Here is a 16404-nt window from a genome sequence, read left to right on the forward strand (position 1 = left end):
ACAACGTTCACCATGTCGTCAGCTACAGACTGCGTCGCTACGCTTATTGATGACTTCCAGAAGCGTCGGCCAATTCGCGCCGGTTCACTGATCATTACCGTCTATGGCGACTCTATCGTTCCCCGGGGCGGCACTGTGTGGTTGGGCAGTCTGTCAAAACTGGTGGAGCCCATCGGTATCAATGAACGATTGGTACGCACCTCTGTTTACCGGCTAACCCATGAAACTTGGCTACGCGGTGAAAAGGTAGGGCGTCGCAGCTACTATCGGTTAAGTGGCCCTGGGCGGCGGCGTTTTGAACAGGCCTTTAAGCGTGTCTATCACGGTGTTCAACCCCCTTGGTCTGGCCAGTGGACGCTGGCATTGCTAACACAATTGCCTGCAGACCGACGCCAGCAGATTCGTGATGAACTGGAATGGCTAGGCTTTGGTAGTTTTGCCCAAGGCGTGCTGGCACACCCCACGCTGTCATGCGCGGAAACGACGGCGGCCTTGCAAGAGCTTGATGCGGCAGATGATACAATTGTGATGCAAACACAGGCCATGGAGCCCATGACCAGTAAACCACTGCGCCTACAGGTAAGAGAAAGCTGGAACCTCGACGAACTCGCCGAGCTGTATCAGCGGTTTCTGGTTAAGTTTCGCCCATTGTGGAATGCGCTCAACGCAGAAAATCATTTGGGTCAGGAGGAGTGCTTTATTGCCCGCACTCTGCTGATTCATGAGTATCGCAAGGTTCAGTTGCGTGATCCCCTGCTACCTGACGAACTACTCCCTACCGCATGGGAAGGTCGCTACGCCCATCAGCTCTGCCGTAACCTCTATCGGTTGCTCTACGAACGCGCTGAGCGCTGGTTAGACAGGCACCTAGAAACTGCCGAAGGCCCATTACCAGCCCCCGGCCCTAGCTTCTACCAGCGCTTTGGCGGGTTGGAGTAAGCACTAGCGAGAGCACTAGCGAGAGCGCTAGCGAGAGCGCTAGCGAGAGCGCTAGCGAGAGCGCTAGCGAGAGCGCTTTATCAGTCGTCACATCATCAGTCGTCATATCGTATAAAGTGCATGATGGTGACGACTGATCAAAGACTTACTGCTTATATAAGCTCTATTTCTTATCTAAGGTCTGCTGCTTAGGCTGGGTGTCACCGGCTAACAACGTTGGGCGGTCTGCATCTATTTCTGCCAGCGGTTCACAAGGTTCCAAGCTGTCTCGGCAACGGGTCACTAAGCGCTGGTACTCTTGGGTGCCCTGCTGCTTCCAAGCAAACTCTTCGTCGCTCAGGGGGCGCTTCACTTTTGCTGGCGCTCCCATCACTAACGACTGTGGCTCACACTCAAACCCCGCCTTAACGAACGCTGCTGCCGCAACAATAGAGCGCTCAGCAATATGAGCACCGTCCATCACCACGGCGTTCATACCCACCATGGCATCACGCCCAATTACACAGCCATGCAAAACCGCACCGTGGCCGATATGGCCATCTTTTTCCACTTTAGTGACGCAGCCAGGAAAGCCGTGCATGACACAGGTATCTTGAAGGTTTGCACCCTCTTCCAGCACTAGGCGTCCGAAGTCACCGCGCATCACCGCGCCGGGGCCAACGTAACAATTGGGGCCAACAATCACATCCCCAATCAATACTGCGGTTGGGTGGACATAAGCCGTCGGATGCACCACCGGTGTCACCCCTTCAAGTCGATAGTAAGGCATAACCTTCTCCGTTAGTTTGATTGGCCGTGGCGACGGCTTTGCACCACCACAAAGCGGCTGGCAACAAAAGCTTGGTTACATAAAGAGGCATTCGCCGCTGGATTACCGCCAGTGGCGTGAAAGTCACTGAAAGCAGCCGACTGGTTGACGAATATGCCCCCGTCCAGGTTCAGAGAAAGCGGAGCGGCCACATCCATCGCCAGCTCTTCAAGCTGGTCGGCCACGGCCTCATCGGTGGTGTAGGCTCCGAGGGTGATTGCGCCCTTTGCGCGAATCACCTCACGCGCCAGTTCGATGCTATGCGCGGTGCTGTCGGTTGCGACGATAAAGCTTATCGGGCCAAAGCGCTCCTCACTATAGGCAGCCTTTTGCGCTGCATCCACCTTGAGGATAAGGGGCGTGTGAATGCGGGCGTCAGAGTATTGGGCGTGTTTTCGTGACTCGCTATCCAGGACTATTTCGCCCAAACCACGGCACTCATCAATCCGTGCTTGCGTGTCTACTGACTGCAGGGCACCTAACACCGTGCAGGCGCGGTCATTGTCACTCAGAAACGCCTGAACAGCTTTCGCAAGCGCTGCCGCCACGTCGTCAAAACTGACATGGCCATCCGCTGTGGCAATACCGCTCTTGGGCACATAAATCGCTTGAGGGGTCGTACACATCTGACCAGAATAAAGGCTCAGCGAGAAAGCCAGGTTCGCCGTGACCGCTTTAAGGTTATCTAGGCTGTCAATAATCACCGTATTGATACCGGCTTTCTCGGCAAATACCTGGGCCTGAGTGGCATTCTCTATTAGCCAGTCACCGAAGGCATTGGAACCGGTGAAATCGATCAGTTTGACCGCAGGTTCTAGCGCCAGGGTTTTGGTCAGCGGGGCATCTGCCGTGTCGGGTACCAAACTCACCAGGCAGGGGTCAAAGCCTGCTTCTTCCAACACTTCCTGTGCAACGCGGGTGGTCATCGCTACTGGCAGAATAGCGCCGGGGTGCGGTTTAAGCATCACCGGGTTGCCGGTTGCTAAACTGGCGAACAGCCCAGGATAAGTATTCCAAGTGGGGAAAGTTGAACAGGCCACCACCAACGAGATACCCCGCGGCACAATGTGGAAACGCTTATCCATGACAATGGGATCATGCTTGCCTTGGGGCTTAACCCACTGTGCGGTAGCAGGAATCTGCGCCATCGCTTGCCAGGCATAGGCCACGGCTTCAAGGCCGCGATCCTGAGCATGCGGCCCACCTGCCTGAAACGCCATCAACGGCCCCTGACCACTAGTATGCATCACCGCCTGGGCGATCTCCGGGCTCATGGCATTAAGGCGCGACAGAATTTCCAGACAGACACCCACACGTGCTTGCGCCCCAGCCTCCCGCCAATCACGAATTGCCACTTGCATGGCCGCTATCAGTTCGTCGGGGTTTGGCTGCTCATAAGTAATGCCAAGCTCAAAGCCATAAGGTGATATTTCACCACCCACTTGCTGTGTACTGCCCACACTATTAAGTGTAAATGGCTGATTAAGCAGTGCCTCGAAGTTAGCAGGGGCCGCTTTAACAGCATCTTCGGAGTATTTGCGCATGCTTTCTGGATAAGGCGTCCAGAAAGTACGGCTGGCAATTGCTTCGACGGCCTGCTCTAGGGTCTGGCGATGAGAATCGAACATCTGCTGCGCTGATTGCGTCATGGGGCGCTCCTGCACTCACTTATTTTTTTGATACGTTATAGACAAGAAGACTATCTTTCCCGTAACAAAACATCAAACGCTTTCCCTGGCACCGCTTGTTTAACAATTAGCCCACCACGATCAATAAACTCGATATATACGGGCTAAAGATCACTTTTCGAGCCAATTTTCCACCTTTCATACCATGGTCTAATAACTAACATTCCCCCGCTATAAATACATACAAACCGTTGTTAACAGGGCATAAATCATCAAAAATGCTGATAAGCGACACACTAATAACAATCAAACAATATTGATGTGTATCAAAATAAATCTATACTCGGCAGATATTCATCCTGTGCGCCACAGGCCGAACTGAGGTAACAATGCCCACTACTCTAAAAATAACTCCGCCCCTGGAAGGCGTTTTATGCATCACGCTGAATCGCCCTGAAGCACTGAATGCGCTGAATACCCAGCTGCTTGGCGAACTCGCCGACACCCTGAACAGCGCCGATTGTGATGACAACGTTCGCGCCGTGGTGATCACCGGCAGTGCGAAAGCATTCGCCGCTGGTGCGGATATTAATGAAATGGCTGAGCGCGACCTAGTCGGCATGTTGGAAGATCCTCGCCAGCACCACTGGGCCACCATTACGCGTTTTCGCAAACCAATCATTGCTGCCGTTAACGGCTACGCCTTGGGCGGTGGCTGCGAGCTAGCCATGCATGCCGACATCATTATTGCCGGTGAAAGTGCCCTGTTCGGCCAGCCTGAAATCAATCTGGGCATCATGCCCGGTGCTGGTGGTACCCAGCGTCTGCTTAGAGCGGTGGGTAAATCACTGGCTACCCAAATGGTGCTAACTGGCGAGCCAATTTCTGCTCGCCGCGCCCTTGAAGCAGGCCTAATTAGCGAGATTACCCAGCCCGAATTAACCCTTGAGCGCGCCATGACCATTGCAACGCGTATTGCCGCCAAGGCACCGCTGGCCGTGCGCTTAGCAAGGGAGTCGTTACACAAGGCGATGGATACCGACCTAGCCACTGGCCTGCGCTTTGAACGCCATGCGTTCACCTTATTGGCGGGCACCGCCGACCGCGAAGAGGGCATTCGCGCCTTCCAAGAAAAACGACCTGCCACTTTTCAAGGGCACTGACACAAGGATATTACCCATGAGCCAAGCGCCCCTGCTTTACACCGTGGAAGATGGCGTCGCCTGTATCACGTTGAACCGCCCCGACAGCCTGAACAGCTTCAATACCGAGATGCATGCCGAAATGCGCAAGGCGCTAAAAGCCGTGCGCCAAGACTCAAGCGTTCGCGCTTTGTTATTGACCGGTAACGGCCGCGGCTTCTGCGCAGGGCAGGACCTTTCCGACCGTAGCGTCGCGCCCGGCGAGCAAGCCCCCGACCTCGGCGAGTCGCTTGAAAAACGCTACAACCCTATGTTGCGCGCCCTTAAAGATATGCCGTTCCCGACCATTTGTGCGGTGAATGGTGTGGCCGCAGGTGCGGGTGCCAACATCGCCCTGGCCTGCGACATCGTATTGGCTGCTCGTTCGGCAAGTTTTATCCAGGCTTTCTGCAAGATTGGATTAATTCCCGACTCCGGCGGCACCTGGACCCTGCCTAACTTAGTCGGCATGGCGCGGGCTAAGGGCCTAGCCATGCTTGGCGACAAGCTGCCCGCCGAGACTGCCGAACAGTGGGGCATGATCTGGCGCTGCGTCGATGATGAGGCGCTTCAGGAAGAAGCCATGAACATGGCTCGCCACTTGGCCACTCAACCAACGCGCGGCTTGGCGCTTATCAAACGTGCCCTGCACGCCAGCAGCGATAACAGCTTCAACGAGCAGCTCGACCTGGAACGCGACCTACAGCGCCTTGCCGGACGCACGGAAGATTACCGCGAAGGCGTCAGCGCTTTTATCGAGAAACGTCGCCCCACCTTCAAGGGAGAGTGATATGTCAGCCCTTCCAACGTCTGCCGTTATTGGTGTGATTGGCGCAGGTGCCATGGGCGCCGGTATTGCTCAGGTTGCCGCCCAGGCTGGCCACTCGGTCATTCTTCATGACAATCAACCCGGCGCTGCCAAAGCGGGCATTGATAACATTCGCCGTCAGCTGGAAAAGCGTGTTGCCAAGGGCAAGATGATCCAAGGGGATGTGGATAACATTATTGCTCGCCTACAACCTGCCGATGCGATCGATGCCTTGGCCGACAGTCATTTGGTTATCGAAGCTATTGTCGAGAACCTTGAGATCAAACGTCAGGTGTTCGCCCAGCTAGAAGCTTTGTGTTCGCCGGACACCTTGCTCGCCAGCAACACTTCGTCACTGTCGATCACTTCTATTGCTGCGAATCTTGAGCGTCCTGAGCGCATGGCGGGGCTGCACTTCTTTAACCCCGCACCGGTCATGAAGCTGGTGGAAGTGGTATCTGGCCTAGCCACCACCACCGACGTTGCCGACACCCTTTATGACACCGCCGTTGCCTGGGGCAAGGTCGCGGTGCACGCCAGCTCCACCCCTGGGTTCATTGTTAATCGCGTGGCACGGCCATTCTATGCCGAAGGCCTACGCCTGTTGCAGGAAGGTGCCAGCGATGCCGCCACTATCGATGCATTGCTGCGTCAAGCTGGTGGGTTCCGCATGGGGCCTTTCGAGCTGATGGACCTGATCGGTCATGACGTTAACTACGCGGTGACTCGCTCGGTGTTTGACGCCTACTACGGCGATACCCGTTTCGAGCCCTCCTTAGTACAGCAAGCATTGGTTGAAGCCGGGCGCCTGGGACGTAAATCTGGCAAGGGCTTCTTTGACTACGCTGAAAGCGCTGCTAAGCCACAGCCTACCTTTGCCGAACCAGCAAATATGGAGCTACCAGCACTTGTCGTACAGGGTGCCAACAGCACTCTCGCGCCACTGCTTGAACGCGCTCAAGAAGCTGGTCTCAATGTGGTGTACCGCGAATCGCTACAGCAAGACGGCTCCCCTCGCCTATACCTAGGCGACCTGGTACTGGCCATCAGCGACGGGCGTTGTGCCGCCGAACGAGCGGTCAATGAAGGGCTCGATGCTCTGGTACTGTTCGACCTGTGTTTGGACTACCGCAACGCTAGCGCCATCGCGCTTGCTGCCAGCCATACGGCATCGCCCGAGGCCCGCCAACTTGCAACGGCGTTCTTCCAGCACATGGGAATGGACGTGGCCTGGCTAACCGATACCCCGGGGCTGGTGGTACTGCGCACCGTAGCCATGCTCGCCAATGAAGCTGCCGATGCCGTACTGCAAGGTGTTTGCAGCGCCCAGGATGGCGACCTAGCCATGCAAGCTGGCGTCAACTACCCCCGCGGCCCGTTGGCCTGGGCAGATTCACTGGGCCTACCCTTCGTTCACCGCACCCTTACGCATCTACAGCAGAGTTACGGCGAAGAACGTTATCGCAGCTCGTTCCTGCTGCGTCGCAACGCCCTGAGCGAGGAAAGCTTTCATGAGTGATTCCCAACTGACCCCACAGCAGCTGGCGGACGCCTGTGCCGAGGCAATGTTGGCCCGTGACCATGCCAGCCAAGGGCTGGGCATGCGCATTACCCGTGTCGCCCCCGGCTTTGCAGAACTGACCATGACCGTGCGCCAGGATATGGTGCAGGGTCACGGCAACTGCCATGGCGGGTTTCTGTTTGCCCTGGCCGATTCCGCCTTTGCGTTTGCCTGCAACAGCTACGATGAGGCCACGGTAGCCTCAGGCTGCAGCATCGACTACCTCGGCCCTGGCCAGCTAGGCGACGAACTGACCGCCACCGCCGAAGAGCGCAGCCGCCGTGGGCGCACCGGTATTTATGACATCACGCTGCGCAATCAGCACGGCGATACCGTTGCCTTGTTCCGCGGGCGTTCCTACAAAATTCGCGGCAGCGTACGCCGCTTGGAAGATACTGACGCAGAAAATACTGCTGCTGGAGATAACCGATGAAAGACGCGCTGATTATTGATGCCATTCGCACCCCAATAGGTCGCTACGGCGGCGCGCTTTCGAGTATGCGTGCCGATGACCTGGGGGCCATTCCCATGCGCACCCTGATGGAACGCAATCCAGGCGTCGACTGGTCGCTGATCGACGACATCTTTTACGGCTGCGCCAACCAGGCGGGCGAAGACAACCGCAACGTAGCGCGTATGTCTGCACTGCTTGCCGGGCTTCCGGTCGAGGTGCCCGGCACTACCATTAACCGCCTTTGTGGTTCAGGCATGGATGCGATCGGCAACGCCGCCCGCACCATCAAGACCGGCGAAGCAGGACTAATGATCGCCGGCGGGGTGGAATCAATGTCTCGCGCGCCTTTTGTGATGGGTAAGGCCGAACAAGCCTTCTCACGCCAAGCCGATATTTTCGACACCACCATCGGCTGGCGCTTTATCAACCGCGCCATGAAAGCTCAGTTTGGCGTGGACTCCATGCCCGAAACCGCTGAAAACGTGGCTGAACAATTTGGCATTTCCCGGGAAGACCAGGACGCCTTCGCCCTACGCAGCCAGCAGCGCACCGCCGCCGCTATCGAGGCTGGCCGCCTTGCTGAAGAGATCATTCCTGTCGAAATACCCCGCCGTAAACAAGACCCACTGGTGGTGGATACCGATGAGCACCCGCGCGCCAACACGACCGCCGAGCAGCTTGCCAAGCTTCCCACGCCCTTCCGTGAAGGCGGCAGTGTCACCGCGGGTAATGCTTCTGGGGTTAACGATGGTGCCTGTGCGCTACTGATGGCTTCTGCCGAGCAGGCTGAACGTTTCGAACTCAAGGCTCGCGCTCGTGTGGTAGGCATGGCCACCGCCGGGGTGGAGCCGCGCATTATGGGGTTTGGCCCCTCTCCCGCTACCCGTAAAGTACTCGCCCAAACTGGGCTTACCCTTGACCAAATGGACGTTATCGAACTTAACGAAGCCTTCGCGGCTCAGGCCTTGGCAGTCATGCGCGACCTGGGCCTTAGTGATGATGCCGAACACGTTAATCCCAATGGGGGCGCCATTGCACTCGGCCACCCGCTGGGTATGAGCGGCGCTCGGTTGGTCACCACGGCACTGCATGAGCTCGAACGTCGGCAAGGACGCTTTGCGCTATGCACCATGTGTATCGGTGTCGGACAGGGCATTGCTCTGATCATCGAGCGCTTATAAGTCCATTCTTCAAACCACTAATCAAATCGTTACCCTGACCATGGCTTGCTCATAAAACGTTAGCCCAATAACAATTTGCTTGACCGGAGACTCCTGATGAATCAGCCCGCTACGCGTATCGACACTGCGACTCTCGACCCCTTGGAAACCGCCAGCGTCGACGAGCTGCGCGCCACTCAGGTCAAGCGCCTGAAGTGGAGCCTAAAGCACGCTTACGACAACGTGCCGTTCTATCGCCAGTCTTTCGACAAGGCTGGGGTGCATCCCGACGATATCCACACGCTGGCAGATCTCGCTAAGCTGCCGTTCACCACTAAGGCTGATTTGCGCGACAACTACCCGTTTGGCATGTTGGCCACGCCGATGAGTGAGATTGTTCGCATCCATGCCTCCAGCGGCACTACCGGCCAACCCACGGTGGTGGGCTACACCCAGAAGGATATTGATGTGTGGTCCGATGTAGTGGCGCGCTCGATCCGCGCCGCTGGCGGTAGCCGCAACGACAAGGTGCATGTGGCATATGGCTACGGCCTGTTCACTGGCGGACTGGGCGCGCACTACGGTGCCGAGCGTCTGGGCTGCGCGGTCATCCCCATGTCGGGCGGCCAGACTGAGAAACAGGTTCAGCTGATCCGTGATTTCCAGCCAGACATCATCATGGTCACGCCGTCTTATATGCTCAACATCGCCGACGAGATGGAGCGCCAAGGTATCGACCCGCGCACGCTGCCCCTGCGGACCGGCATTTTCGGTGCAGAACCCTGGACCGACAGCATGCGCACGGCCCTAGAACAACGCTTAGGCATCGACGCCCTCGATATTTATGGCCTCTCTGAAGTAATGGGGCCCGGCGTGGGCATGGAGTGTCTGGAAACCAAAGATGGCCCGACTATCTGGGAAGACCATTTCTACCCCGAGATTATCGACCCAGTCAGTGGGGAGGTGCTACCCGACGGCGAATACGGCGAGCTGGTGTTCACTACTCTAACCAAAGAAGGCCTGCCGGTGATTCGCTACCGCACCCGCGACCTGACCCGCCTGCTGCCGGGCACCGCGCGCCCTATGCGCCGCATCGACAAGATCACTGGCCGCAGCGACGACATGCTGATCATTCGCGGTGTGAATGTGTTCCCCACCCAGATCGAAGAGCAACTGCTCAAGATTGCGACGCTTTCGCCCCACTACGAGATCGAAGTTAGCCGCCAAGGCAATATGGATATGGTACGTGTGCGTGTCGAGGCGAGCCATCATGACATCGCCCGTGATCCAGTAGCCTGTGAGCAAGCAGCAAAACAGCTGCAGCATGCCATTAAGACGTACATTGGCATTAGCACCCAGGTTGAAGTGTGTCAGGTAGAGAGCGTGATGCGTTCGCTGGGTAAGGCCAGACGCGTCAAGGACCTTCGCTAATTCACTCCTTAGCACCTTAGCCGGCTGGTTTAGCCATACACTGAGACGTTAGAACGACGCCCTTGCAGGCAACCCTGCAAGGGCCTTTTTATACCCACACAGCCAACTTTGATAATAAAAAACGCCACATTAAGAATCACTTATGTTGAGCCACTTTTCCTTTATAAACCAAACACATTGGCTTTATCCGTAATCATAAAGTCTTAAAGTGACACACAAAAATACTTGTTGATAAAATATTTTGTGTCACTATACTTTAAACAAGATAAGCCAAACCCCCTGATAGTCCGACGCCGCGGAGGTCTCTATGTACGCGCAGCTCGTTGAAACCGGTTCTAAAAAACTTAAAACGCTTGATGAGATGGGTCCTGAGGAACGCCAGTTCCAGGAGCGCATCAATGATGAAATCAAAATTGAACCTAAGAATTGGATGCCGGATGCCTACCGCAAGACACTGATCCGTCAGATCTCGCAACACGCACACTCCGAGATCGTCGGTATGCTGCCGGAAGGTAACTGGCTGACACGTGCGCCGACCCTTAAGCGCAAGCTGCAATTGATGGCCAAGATTCAGGATGAAGCGGGTCACGGCCTATACCTTTATAGCGCCATGGAAACCCTGGGCGCCGACCGCGACGAAGAGATCGACAAGCTTCATGACGGGCGCGCCAAGTACTCCAGCATCTTCAACTACCCAACGCTCAACTGGGCAGACATGGGTACGGTCGGCTGGTTAGTTGATGGCGCAGCCATCGTTAATCAGGTACCGCTACAGCGCACCTCATATGGCCCTTACGCGCGCGCGATGATTCGTGTGTGCAAAGAAGAGAGCTTTCACCAGCGCCAGGGTTATCAGATTCTGTTGACCATGATGCAAGAAGGCACTGATGACCAAAAAGCGATGGTGCAGGACTCGATTAATCGCTTCTGGTGGCCTGCACTAATGATGTTTGGCCCGTCCGACGAGAACTCCCCCAACAGCGCCCAGTCGATGGCCTGGAAGATTAAGCGCCACAGCAACGATGAACTGCGCCAGCGCTTTCTCGACCAAACCGTACCGCAGCTAGAGCTGCTCGGCTGCACCGCACCCGACCCGGATCTCAAATATAACGAAGAGACCGGCCACTACGAGTTTGGCGAAATCGACTGGCAGGAATTCTTTGATGTGGTTAAAGGCAACGGCCCTTGCAACCGCGAGCGTATCGAAGCACGCCGTAGCGCTATTGATAACGGTGCCTGGGTACGTGAAGCCGCCGTGGCTCATGCCGCCAAGCGTCAACGCAAAGCTGCCTAACACCCACCGCTGATTTTAAACCTGGCTTTTAAAATCTGGTTTTGAAAATCTGGCTTTTAAAATTTAAAACAATAGAGAGCCCCACGTTACGGGGCTCCTCTGACCACTTGAGGTTTCTCTCATGGCTGACTGGCCCCTCTTCGAAGTTTTTATACGCAGCAAACACGGCCTTAACCACAAGCACGTTGGCAGCGTACATGCCGCCGACCGCAGCATGGCAATCGAAAATGCCCGCGAGCTTTACACCCGCCGTAACGAAGGGGTAAGCATTTGGGTGGTTCCCGCCAGCGAAATCACCGCGTCTTCTCCCGACGAGAAAGAGCCGCTGTTTGACCCGTCTAACGACAAGGTCTATCGCCACGCATCCTTCTACAAACTGCCGAAAGAAGTCGGCCACATGTGAGGAGGGAGGCTGTCATGCAGAACGTTGCTCAAAGAAACACGGCTAAGAAAAACAGCGCACAAAAAACACAAGCTCCGTTGATCGATTACCTGCTGCGCCTTGGCGACACGGCCTTGGTACTCGGCCAACGTCACGCACAGCTATGTGGCAAAGCCCCAGCGCTAGAAGAAGAAATGGCGCTAATGAATGTGGGGCTTGATCTGTTCGGTCAGGCACGCAACTGGCTGAGCTATGCAGCTGAACTAATGGTTGCCGAAGGCGATGACAGTCAGGCCAACATTGATGCCGACCAGCTAGCTTTTCGCCGCGATGCCCAGGACTTTCGCAACCTGCTGCTGGTTGAACAACCCAACGGCGACTTCGCCGATACCATGGGACGGCAGTTCCTGTTCGATGCATGGCACGTTCATCTTCTTGACGGCTTGGCCGAATCCAGCGACCCACGCATTGCTGAAGTGGCGGCTAAGTCACTTAAAGAAGCCACCTATCACCTACGCCGCTCCTCTGAATGGGTGATTCGCCTTGGCGACGGCACTGAAGAGAGCCACGCCCGTATGCAGCGCGCGCTAGACAATCTCTGGCAATTTACCGGTGAGTTAGTGCAGTTCGACGAGATTGATCAGGCCATGTTTGAAGCTGGCATCGCGCCCGACCCGGAGACCCTGGTTAGCCGTTGGAAAGCAACCGTGGACGAAGTGCTAAAAGAAGCCACGCTAGTGCGCCCCTCCTACGATGCGTGGATGTATACCGGCGGTAAAGTCGGTCATCACACTGAGCACTTGGGCTTTCTATTGGCGGAAATGCAATATCTGCCGAGGACGTATCCTGATGCTACCGTCTGGTAACTCTCCGTCGACGCCTACCGATCACTTGTCGACCGATAGCTTGTCTACCGATGACTGGCCTTCCAAAGACTTGATCGGCAGCGACCGTAGCGGGCTGCCGCCAGCCGGTGAAACAGGTGATGTTGACGCTGTGCTGGCCGTTTTACAGGAAGTGCCAGACCCGGAAGTCCCGGTCGTCAGCGTGGTTGAGCTAGGCATTGTGCGCGATATCGATTGGCAGGATGGACGGCTGGTGGTCAGCGTAACGCCAACCTACTCTGGCTGCCCGGCCACCGAAGCGATTGAGCAGCATATTGTTGAAGCGCTGGTGGCCTCGGGTTATTCAAATCCGCTAATCCAGCGCCGCCTGTCACCCGCCTGGACCACCGACTGGCTGACCGACGCCGGTCGGGAAAAACTACGCGCTTACGGCATCGCTCCGCCAGTGGGAAGTGCCAGCAAGCGGAGTTTGACCGGCCAGTCTGACCCGGTAGTGCCCTGCCCGCTGTGTGGCAGCGAAGCGACCGAACGCGTCAGCGAATTCGGTTCTACGGCTTGCAAGGCGCTCTACCGCTGTCGCGATTGCCTGGAGCCTTTCGATTATTTCAAGTGCCTGTAACTTCAACGATAAATGCAGCGCACTACGATTGACGAGACCATTTCCCATGAGCCGATTTCACGCCTTGACCGTCAAGGATGTACGCAAGGAAACCCATGATGCCGTTTCCATTGCCTTTGACATTCCCGACGATCTGCAGGACGCCTTTCGCTTCACCCAAGGGCAGTACCTAACGCTGCGCCACGATATCGACGGCGAAGATGTCCGCCGCTCTTACTCGATCTGCACCGGCGTTCACGAGCATGAGTTGAGAGTTGCGGTTAAATTGGTGCCCGGTGGCAGTTTTTCGACCTTTGCCAACCAGCAGCTGCAGCCCGGCGACCGCCTGGATGTCATGCCGCCTCAAGGCAAGTTCTTTGTGCCGCTTGACCCTAGCCGTGAAGGACACTATCTGGCGGTAACCGCTGGCAGCGGCGTCACGCCCATTATGTCGATTGTCTCTACCACGCTGGAAAGCGAGCCGAAAAGCCGCTTTACGGTGATTTATGGCAACCGCTCTACCACGGGAACGCTGTTTCGTGATCGCCTGCAAGACCTTAAGGATCGCTACCTAGAGCGTCTCAACATTATTTACGTATTCAGTCGCGAGCAGCAGGAAATTGATCTTTACAACGGTCGCATCACTGCCGACAAGTGCAATGCGTTGTTTGACCGCTGGGTAGAGGTATCCAAACTCGATGCGGCTTTCCTGTGTGGCCCACAAGAAATGACCGAGACCGTCCGCGACGTTCTGATTAACCATGGGCTGCCCAAGAACAACGTTCATTTTGAATTGTTCACTGCAAGCCTGCCAACGGCAGGTGCCAAACGTCGCCAAGCAGCGCAAGCGAACCAGACGGAAGCCGACTCATCGCTTATTCAAGTGATCATCGACGGCCGCACCATCGAATATAAGCTGCCCCGCAATACCCAGAACATTCTTGACGCGGGCAACGAGCACGGTGCCGATCTGCCGTTCTCATGCAAGGCGGGCGTGTGCTCTACCTGTAAGTCTAAAGTCATCGAAGGTGAGGTGGAAATGGACGCCAATTACGCCTTGGAAGATTACGAAATAGATGCCGGTTACGTGCTGTCCTGCCAGTGCTATCCGATCAGCGACAAGGTGGTGCTCGACTTTGACGAGGTGTAGCCCCGTCACCATCGACTTCCAAAGCCGACGATCGTGTCGGCTTTGTTGATCTTGATACCAACGCCTGATTCCAACAATATTTGCGGGAGAACGCTCAATGCCAGTTTTACAGAGTTACATTGCCGGCCAGTGGTTTGGCAACACCGAGTCTAAAGCGCTGATCAGTGCCATCAACGGCACCACCGTTGCACATACTCACCAAGAAGAGATCGATTTCCGCGAAGCGGTGGCATACGCCCGCCACACCGGCGTAAAAAATATCTTAGCGCTCGATTTCCAACAGCGCGCTGCCATTCTTAAGGCGCTGGCCGCCTATATCCAAGAGCGTAAGCGTGAGCTGTATGCTATCTCTCACCACACCGGCTGTACCAAAGCCGACTCTTGGATCGACATTGACGGCGGTTTTGGCACGCTGTTCACCTACGCCTCTACGGGCCGCAAAGAACTGCCTTCTGGTAACGTGGCCCATGAAGGCCCAGTGACGCAATTAGGTAAAGAGAACCATTTCAATGGCACCCACATCCTGGTGCCTCGTCGCGGTGTCTCAGTGCATATTAATGCCTTCAACTTTCCTATCTGGGGCATGCTAGAGAAGTTCGCACCCGCTTTTCTGGCTGGCATGCCGTGTATCTTCAAGCCAGCCACCGCGACGAGTTATTTGACCGAGGCCGCGGTGCGCGTGATCAACGATTCAGGCCTGCTGCCGGAAGGCGCACTGCAGCTGGTCGTCGGTGGGGCCGGTGACTTATTGGATCACCTAGAAGAGCAGGACTTTGTTACCTTTACCGGTTCGGCAAACACCGCCTTAATGCTAAAAAGCCACCCCAACATTATGGCCAAGAGCATTCCGTTCAACGCCGAGGCGGACTCGCTCAACAGCGCGATCATGGCACCCGATATCAGCCCGGAAGATGAAGAGTTCGCGATCTTTGCCAAAGAAGTGGTCAAGGAAATGACCGCTAAAGCAGGCCAAAAATGTACGGCGATCCGTCGAGTACTGGTTCCCGCTGAGCATCTGGATACATTGGCAGGCATGATTAAAGAACGCCTCTCAAATATCGTGGTGGGCGACCCTCATGAAGAAGGCGTACGCATGGGCGCGCTCTCTTCCAGCGACCAGCTGCGTGACGTAAACGAGGCTATCGATCAACTGCTGGAAACCAGTGAGTGTGTTTTCGGCAGAGACGGCAGCTTCAAAGCTGTCGGCCAGGGTGTAGAAAACGGTGCGTTTATCTCTCCTCATCTGCTGATCAACCGTCACCCGCTAAACGATGGCGGCGCTCACGACATTGAAGCCTTTGGCCCAGTCGCGACCCTGATGCCCTACAACGGTATCGACGAAGCACTGGCAATTGCCGCCAAGGGCAAGGGCAGCCTGGTGACCACGCTGACCACCAAAACTCCCGCCATTGCTGCCGAAATGATTCCTGTGCTGGCCGCCCAGCATGGCCGCCTGCAGATCCTTGATGCCCAGGCAGCCAAAGAATCGACTGGCCACGGCTCTCCGCTACCGATGCTCAAGCATGGTGGCCCAGGCCGCGCAGGTGGTGGCGAAGAGCTTGGTGGCATTCGTGCGGTTCACCACTATCTACAGCGCACTGCTATCCAGGGATCTCCGACCATGGTGGCGGCAGTTACCGGGGAGTATGTGCGTGGTGCGAAGGTGCTCGAAACTGACGTTCACCCGTTCCGTCGCCATTTCGATGACCTGCAGGTGGGCGAGTCACTACTAACCCATCGCCGCACCGTCACCGAAGCTGATATCGTCAATTTTGGCTGTCTTTCCGGCGACCACTTCTACATGCACTTCGACGATATTGCCGCCAAAGAAACCCAGTTTGGCCAACGCATTGCCCACGGCTATTTTGTACTGTCGGCCGCCGCTGGCTTGTTCGTTTACCCAGGCGAAGGCCCGGTACTAGCAAACTACGGCCTGGATACGCTGCGCTTTATTACGCCGGTGCTGGTTGGCGATACCATTCGTGCCCGCCTCACCTGTAAGCGTAAAATTGATCAAGGCCGGGCTTCTCCAGATGGGCACCCGCAAGGTGTGGTGATGTGGGACGTGGCGGTGACCAATCAACATGACGAGTTAGTTGCCAGCTACGACATTCTAACGCTGGTCGCAAAGCGCCAGTAACGGCTCAGTCTGTATAACTAGACAT

15 protein-coding genes are annotated in these 16404 nt (G+C 56.1%); 13 read left to right on the top strand and 2 right to left on the bottom strand.

The genetic code is table 11. The features are described from left to right. Positions 1-12: 12 nt before the first annotated feature. Positions 13-939, top strand: coding sequence for a phenylacetic acid degradation operon negative regulatory protein PaaX (gene paaX, locus CR46_RS0105925; RefSeq protein ID WP_030070891.1), 927 nt, complete (start codon positions 13-15; stop codon positions 937-939). Positions 940-1102: 163 nt separating this feature from the next. On the opposite strand, the gene paaY is transcribed toward paaX, so the two are convergent. Together paaY and paaN are read right to left on the bottom strand one after the other, a co-directional pair. Next, on the bottom strand, positions 1103-1708 hold the full coding sequence (gene paaY / locus CR46_RS0105930; RefSeq protein ID WP_030070893.1) for a phenylacetic acid degradation protein PaaY: 606 nt from the start codon (positions 1706-1708) through the stop codon (positions 1103-1105). 11 nt (positions 1709-1719) lie between these two features. Then, the gene (paaN, locus tag CR46_RS0105935; protein WP_030070895.1) at positions 1720-3396 is read right to left on the bottom strand and encodes a phenylacetic acid degradation protein PaaN; all 1677 of its coding nucleotides are present in this window, start codon (positions 3394-3396) and stop codon (positions 1720-1722) included. Positions 3397-3764: 368 nt separating this feature from the next. On the opposite strand from paaN, the gene paaF reads away from it, so the two are divergent. The 12 genes from paaF to paaZ all read left to right on the top strand — a co-directional run bounded on the left by paaF (position 3765) and on the right by paaZ (position 16379). Beyond that, positions 3765-4538: a 2,3-dehydroadipyl-CoA hydratase PaaF gene (gene paaF / locus CR46_RS0105940; RefSeq protein WP_030070897.1), complete on the top strand. Its 774-nt coding sequence runs from the start codon at positions 3765-3767 to the stop codon at positions 4536-4538. Positions 4539-4554: 16 nt separating this feature from the next. After that, complete coding sequence (paaG, locus tag CR46_RS0105945; protein WP_009723071.1) at positions 4555-5346, top strand: 2-(1,2-epoxy-1,2-dihydrophenyl)acetyl-CoA isomerase PaaG; 792 nt, start codon at positions 4555-4557, stop codon at positions 5344-5346. A gap of 1 nt (position 5347) precedes the next feature. Beyond that, positions 5348-6883, top strand: a complete 1536-nt coding sequence (gene paaH, locus CR46_RS0105950; RefSeq protein ID WP_030070899.1) for a 3-hydroxyacyl-CoA dehydrogenase PaaH — start codon at positions 5348-5350, stop codon at positions 6881-6883. Continuing rightward, positions 6876-7358 carry a hydroxyphenylacetyl-CoA thioesterase PaaI gene (gene paaI, locus CR46_RS0105955; RefSeq protein ID WP_030070900.1) on the top strand — a complete coding sequence of 161 codons (483 nt, stop codon included), beginning with the start codon at positions 6876-6878 and terminating at the stop codon, positions 7356-7358. The genes paaH and paaI overlap by 8 nt, the downstream gene beginning before the upstream one ends. Next, positions 7355-8560 (top strand): 3-oxoadipyl-CoA thiolase, encoded by a 1206-nt coding sequence (gene pcaF / locus CR46_RS0105960; protein ID WP_030070901.1) that lies wholly within the window; start codon positions 7355-7357, stop codon positions 8558-8560. The genes paaI and pcaF overlap by 4 nt, the downstream gene beginning before the upstream one ends. Before the next feature lie 96 nt (positions 8561-8656). Further along, complete coding sequence (gene paaK / locus CR46_RS0105965) at positions 8657-9970, top strand: phenylacetate--CoA ligase PaaK (protein ID WP_030070902.1); 1314 nt, start codon at positions 8657-8659, stop codon at positions 9968-9970. Between the two features lie 307 nt (positions 9971-10277). Continuing rightward, positions 10278-11264 (top strand): 1,2-phenylacetyl-CoA epoxidase subunit PaaA, encoded by a 987-nt coding sequence (paaA, locus tag CR46_RS0105970; RefSeq protein ID WP_030070903.1) that lies wholly within the window; start codon positions 10278-10280, stop codon positions 11262-11264. A gap of 121 nt (positions 11265-11385) precedes the next feature. Continuing rightward, positions 11386-11667 carry a 1,2-phenylacetyl-CoA epoxidase subunit PaaB gene (gene paaB / locus CR46_RS0105975; protein ID WP_009723077.1) on the top strand — a complete coding sequence of 94 codons (282 nt, stop codon included), beginning with the start codon at positions 11386-11388 and terminating at the stop codon, positions 11665-11667. Between the two features lie 14 nt (positions 11668-11681). Beyond that, the gene (paaC, locus tag CR46_RS0105980) at positions 11682-12512 is read left to right on the top strand and encodes a 1,2-phenylacetyl-CoA epoxidase subunit PaaC (RefSeq protein WP_051690124.1); all 831 of its coding nucleotides are present in this window, start codon (positions 11682-11684) and stop codon (positions 12510-12512) included. Beyond that, a complete protein-coding gene (paaD, locus tag CR46_RS0105985) occupies positions 12496-13110 on the top strand; it encodes a 1,2-phenylacetyl-CoA epoxidase subunit PaaD (RefSeq protein WP_232222348.1) in 615 nt (204 codons plus the stop codon). Before paaC ends, paaD begins: the two co-directional genes overlap by 17 nt. A gap of 46 nt (positions 13111-13156) precedes the next feature. Next, entirely contained in the window at positions 13157-14239 is a 1083-nt protein-coding gene (gene paaE / locus CR46_RS0105990) for a 1,2-phenylacetyl-CoA epoxidase subunit PaaE (RefSeq protein ID WP_030070914.1), read from the top strand. A gap of 97 nt (positions 14240-14336) precedes the next feature. Further along, the gene (gene paaZ, locus CR46_RS0105995) at positions 14337-16379 is read left to right on the top strand and encodes a phenylacetic acid degradation bifunctional protein PaaZ (RefSeq protein WP_030070916.1); all 2043 of its coding nucleotides are present in this window, start codon (positions 14337-14339) and stop codon (positions 16377-16379) included. The last annotated feature ends 25 nt before the right edge of the window (positions 16380-16404 follow it).

The sequence above is a fragment of the Vreelandella neptunia genome (genome assembly GCF_000712975.1).
In the GTDB taxonomy this organism is placed as follows: Bacteria; Pseudomonadota; Gammaproteobacteria; order Pseudomonadales; family Halomonadaceae; genus Vreelandella; species Vreelandella qaidamensis.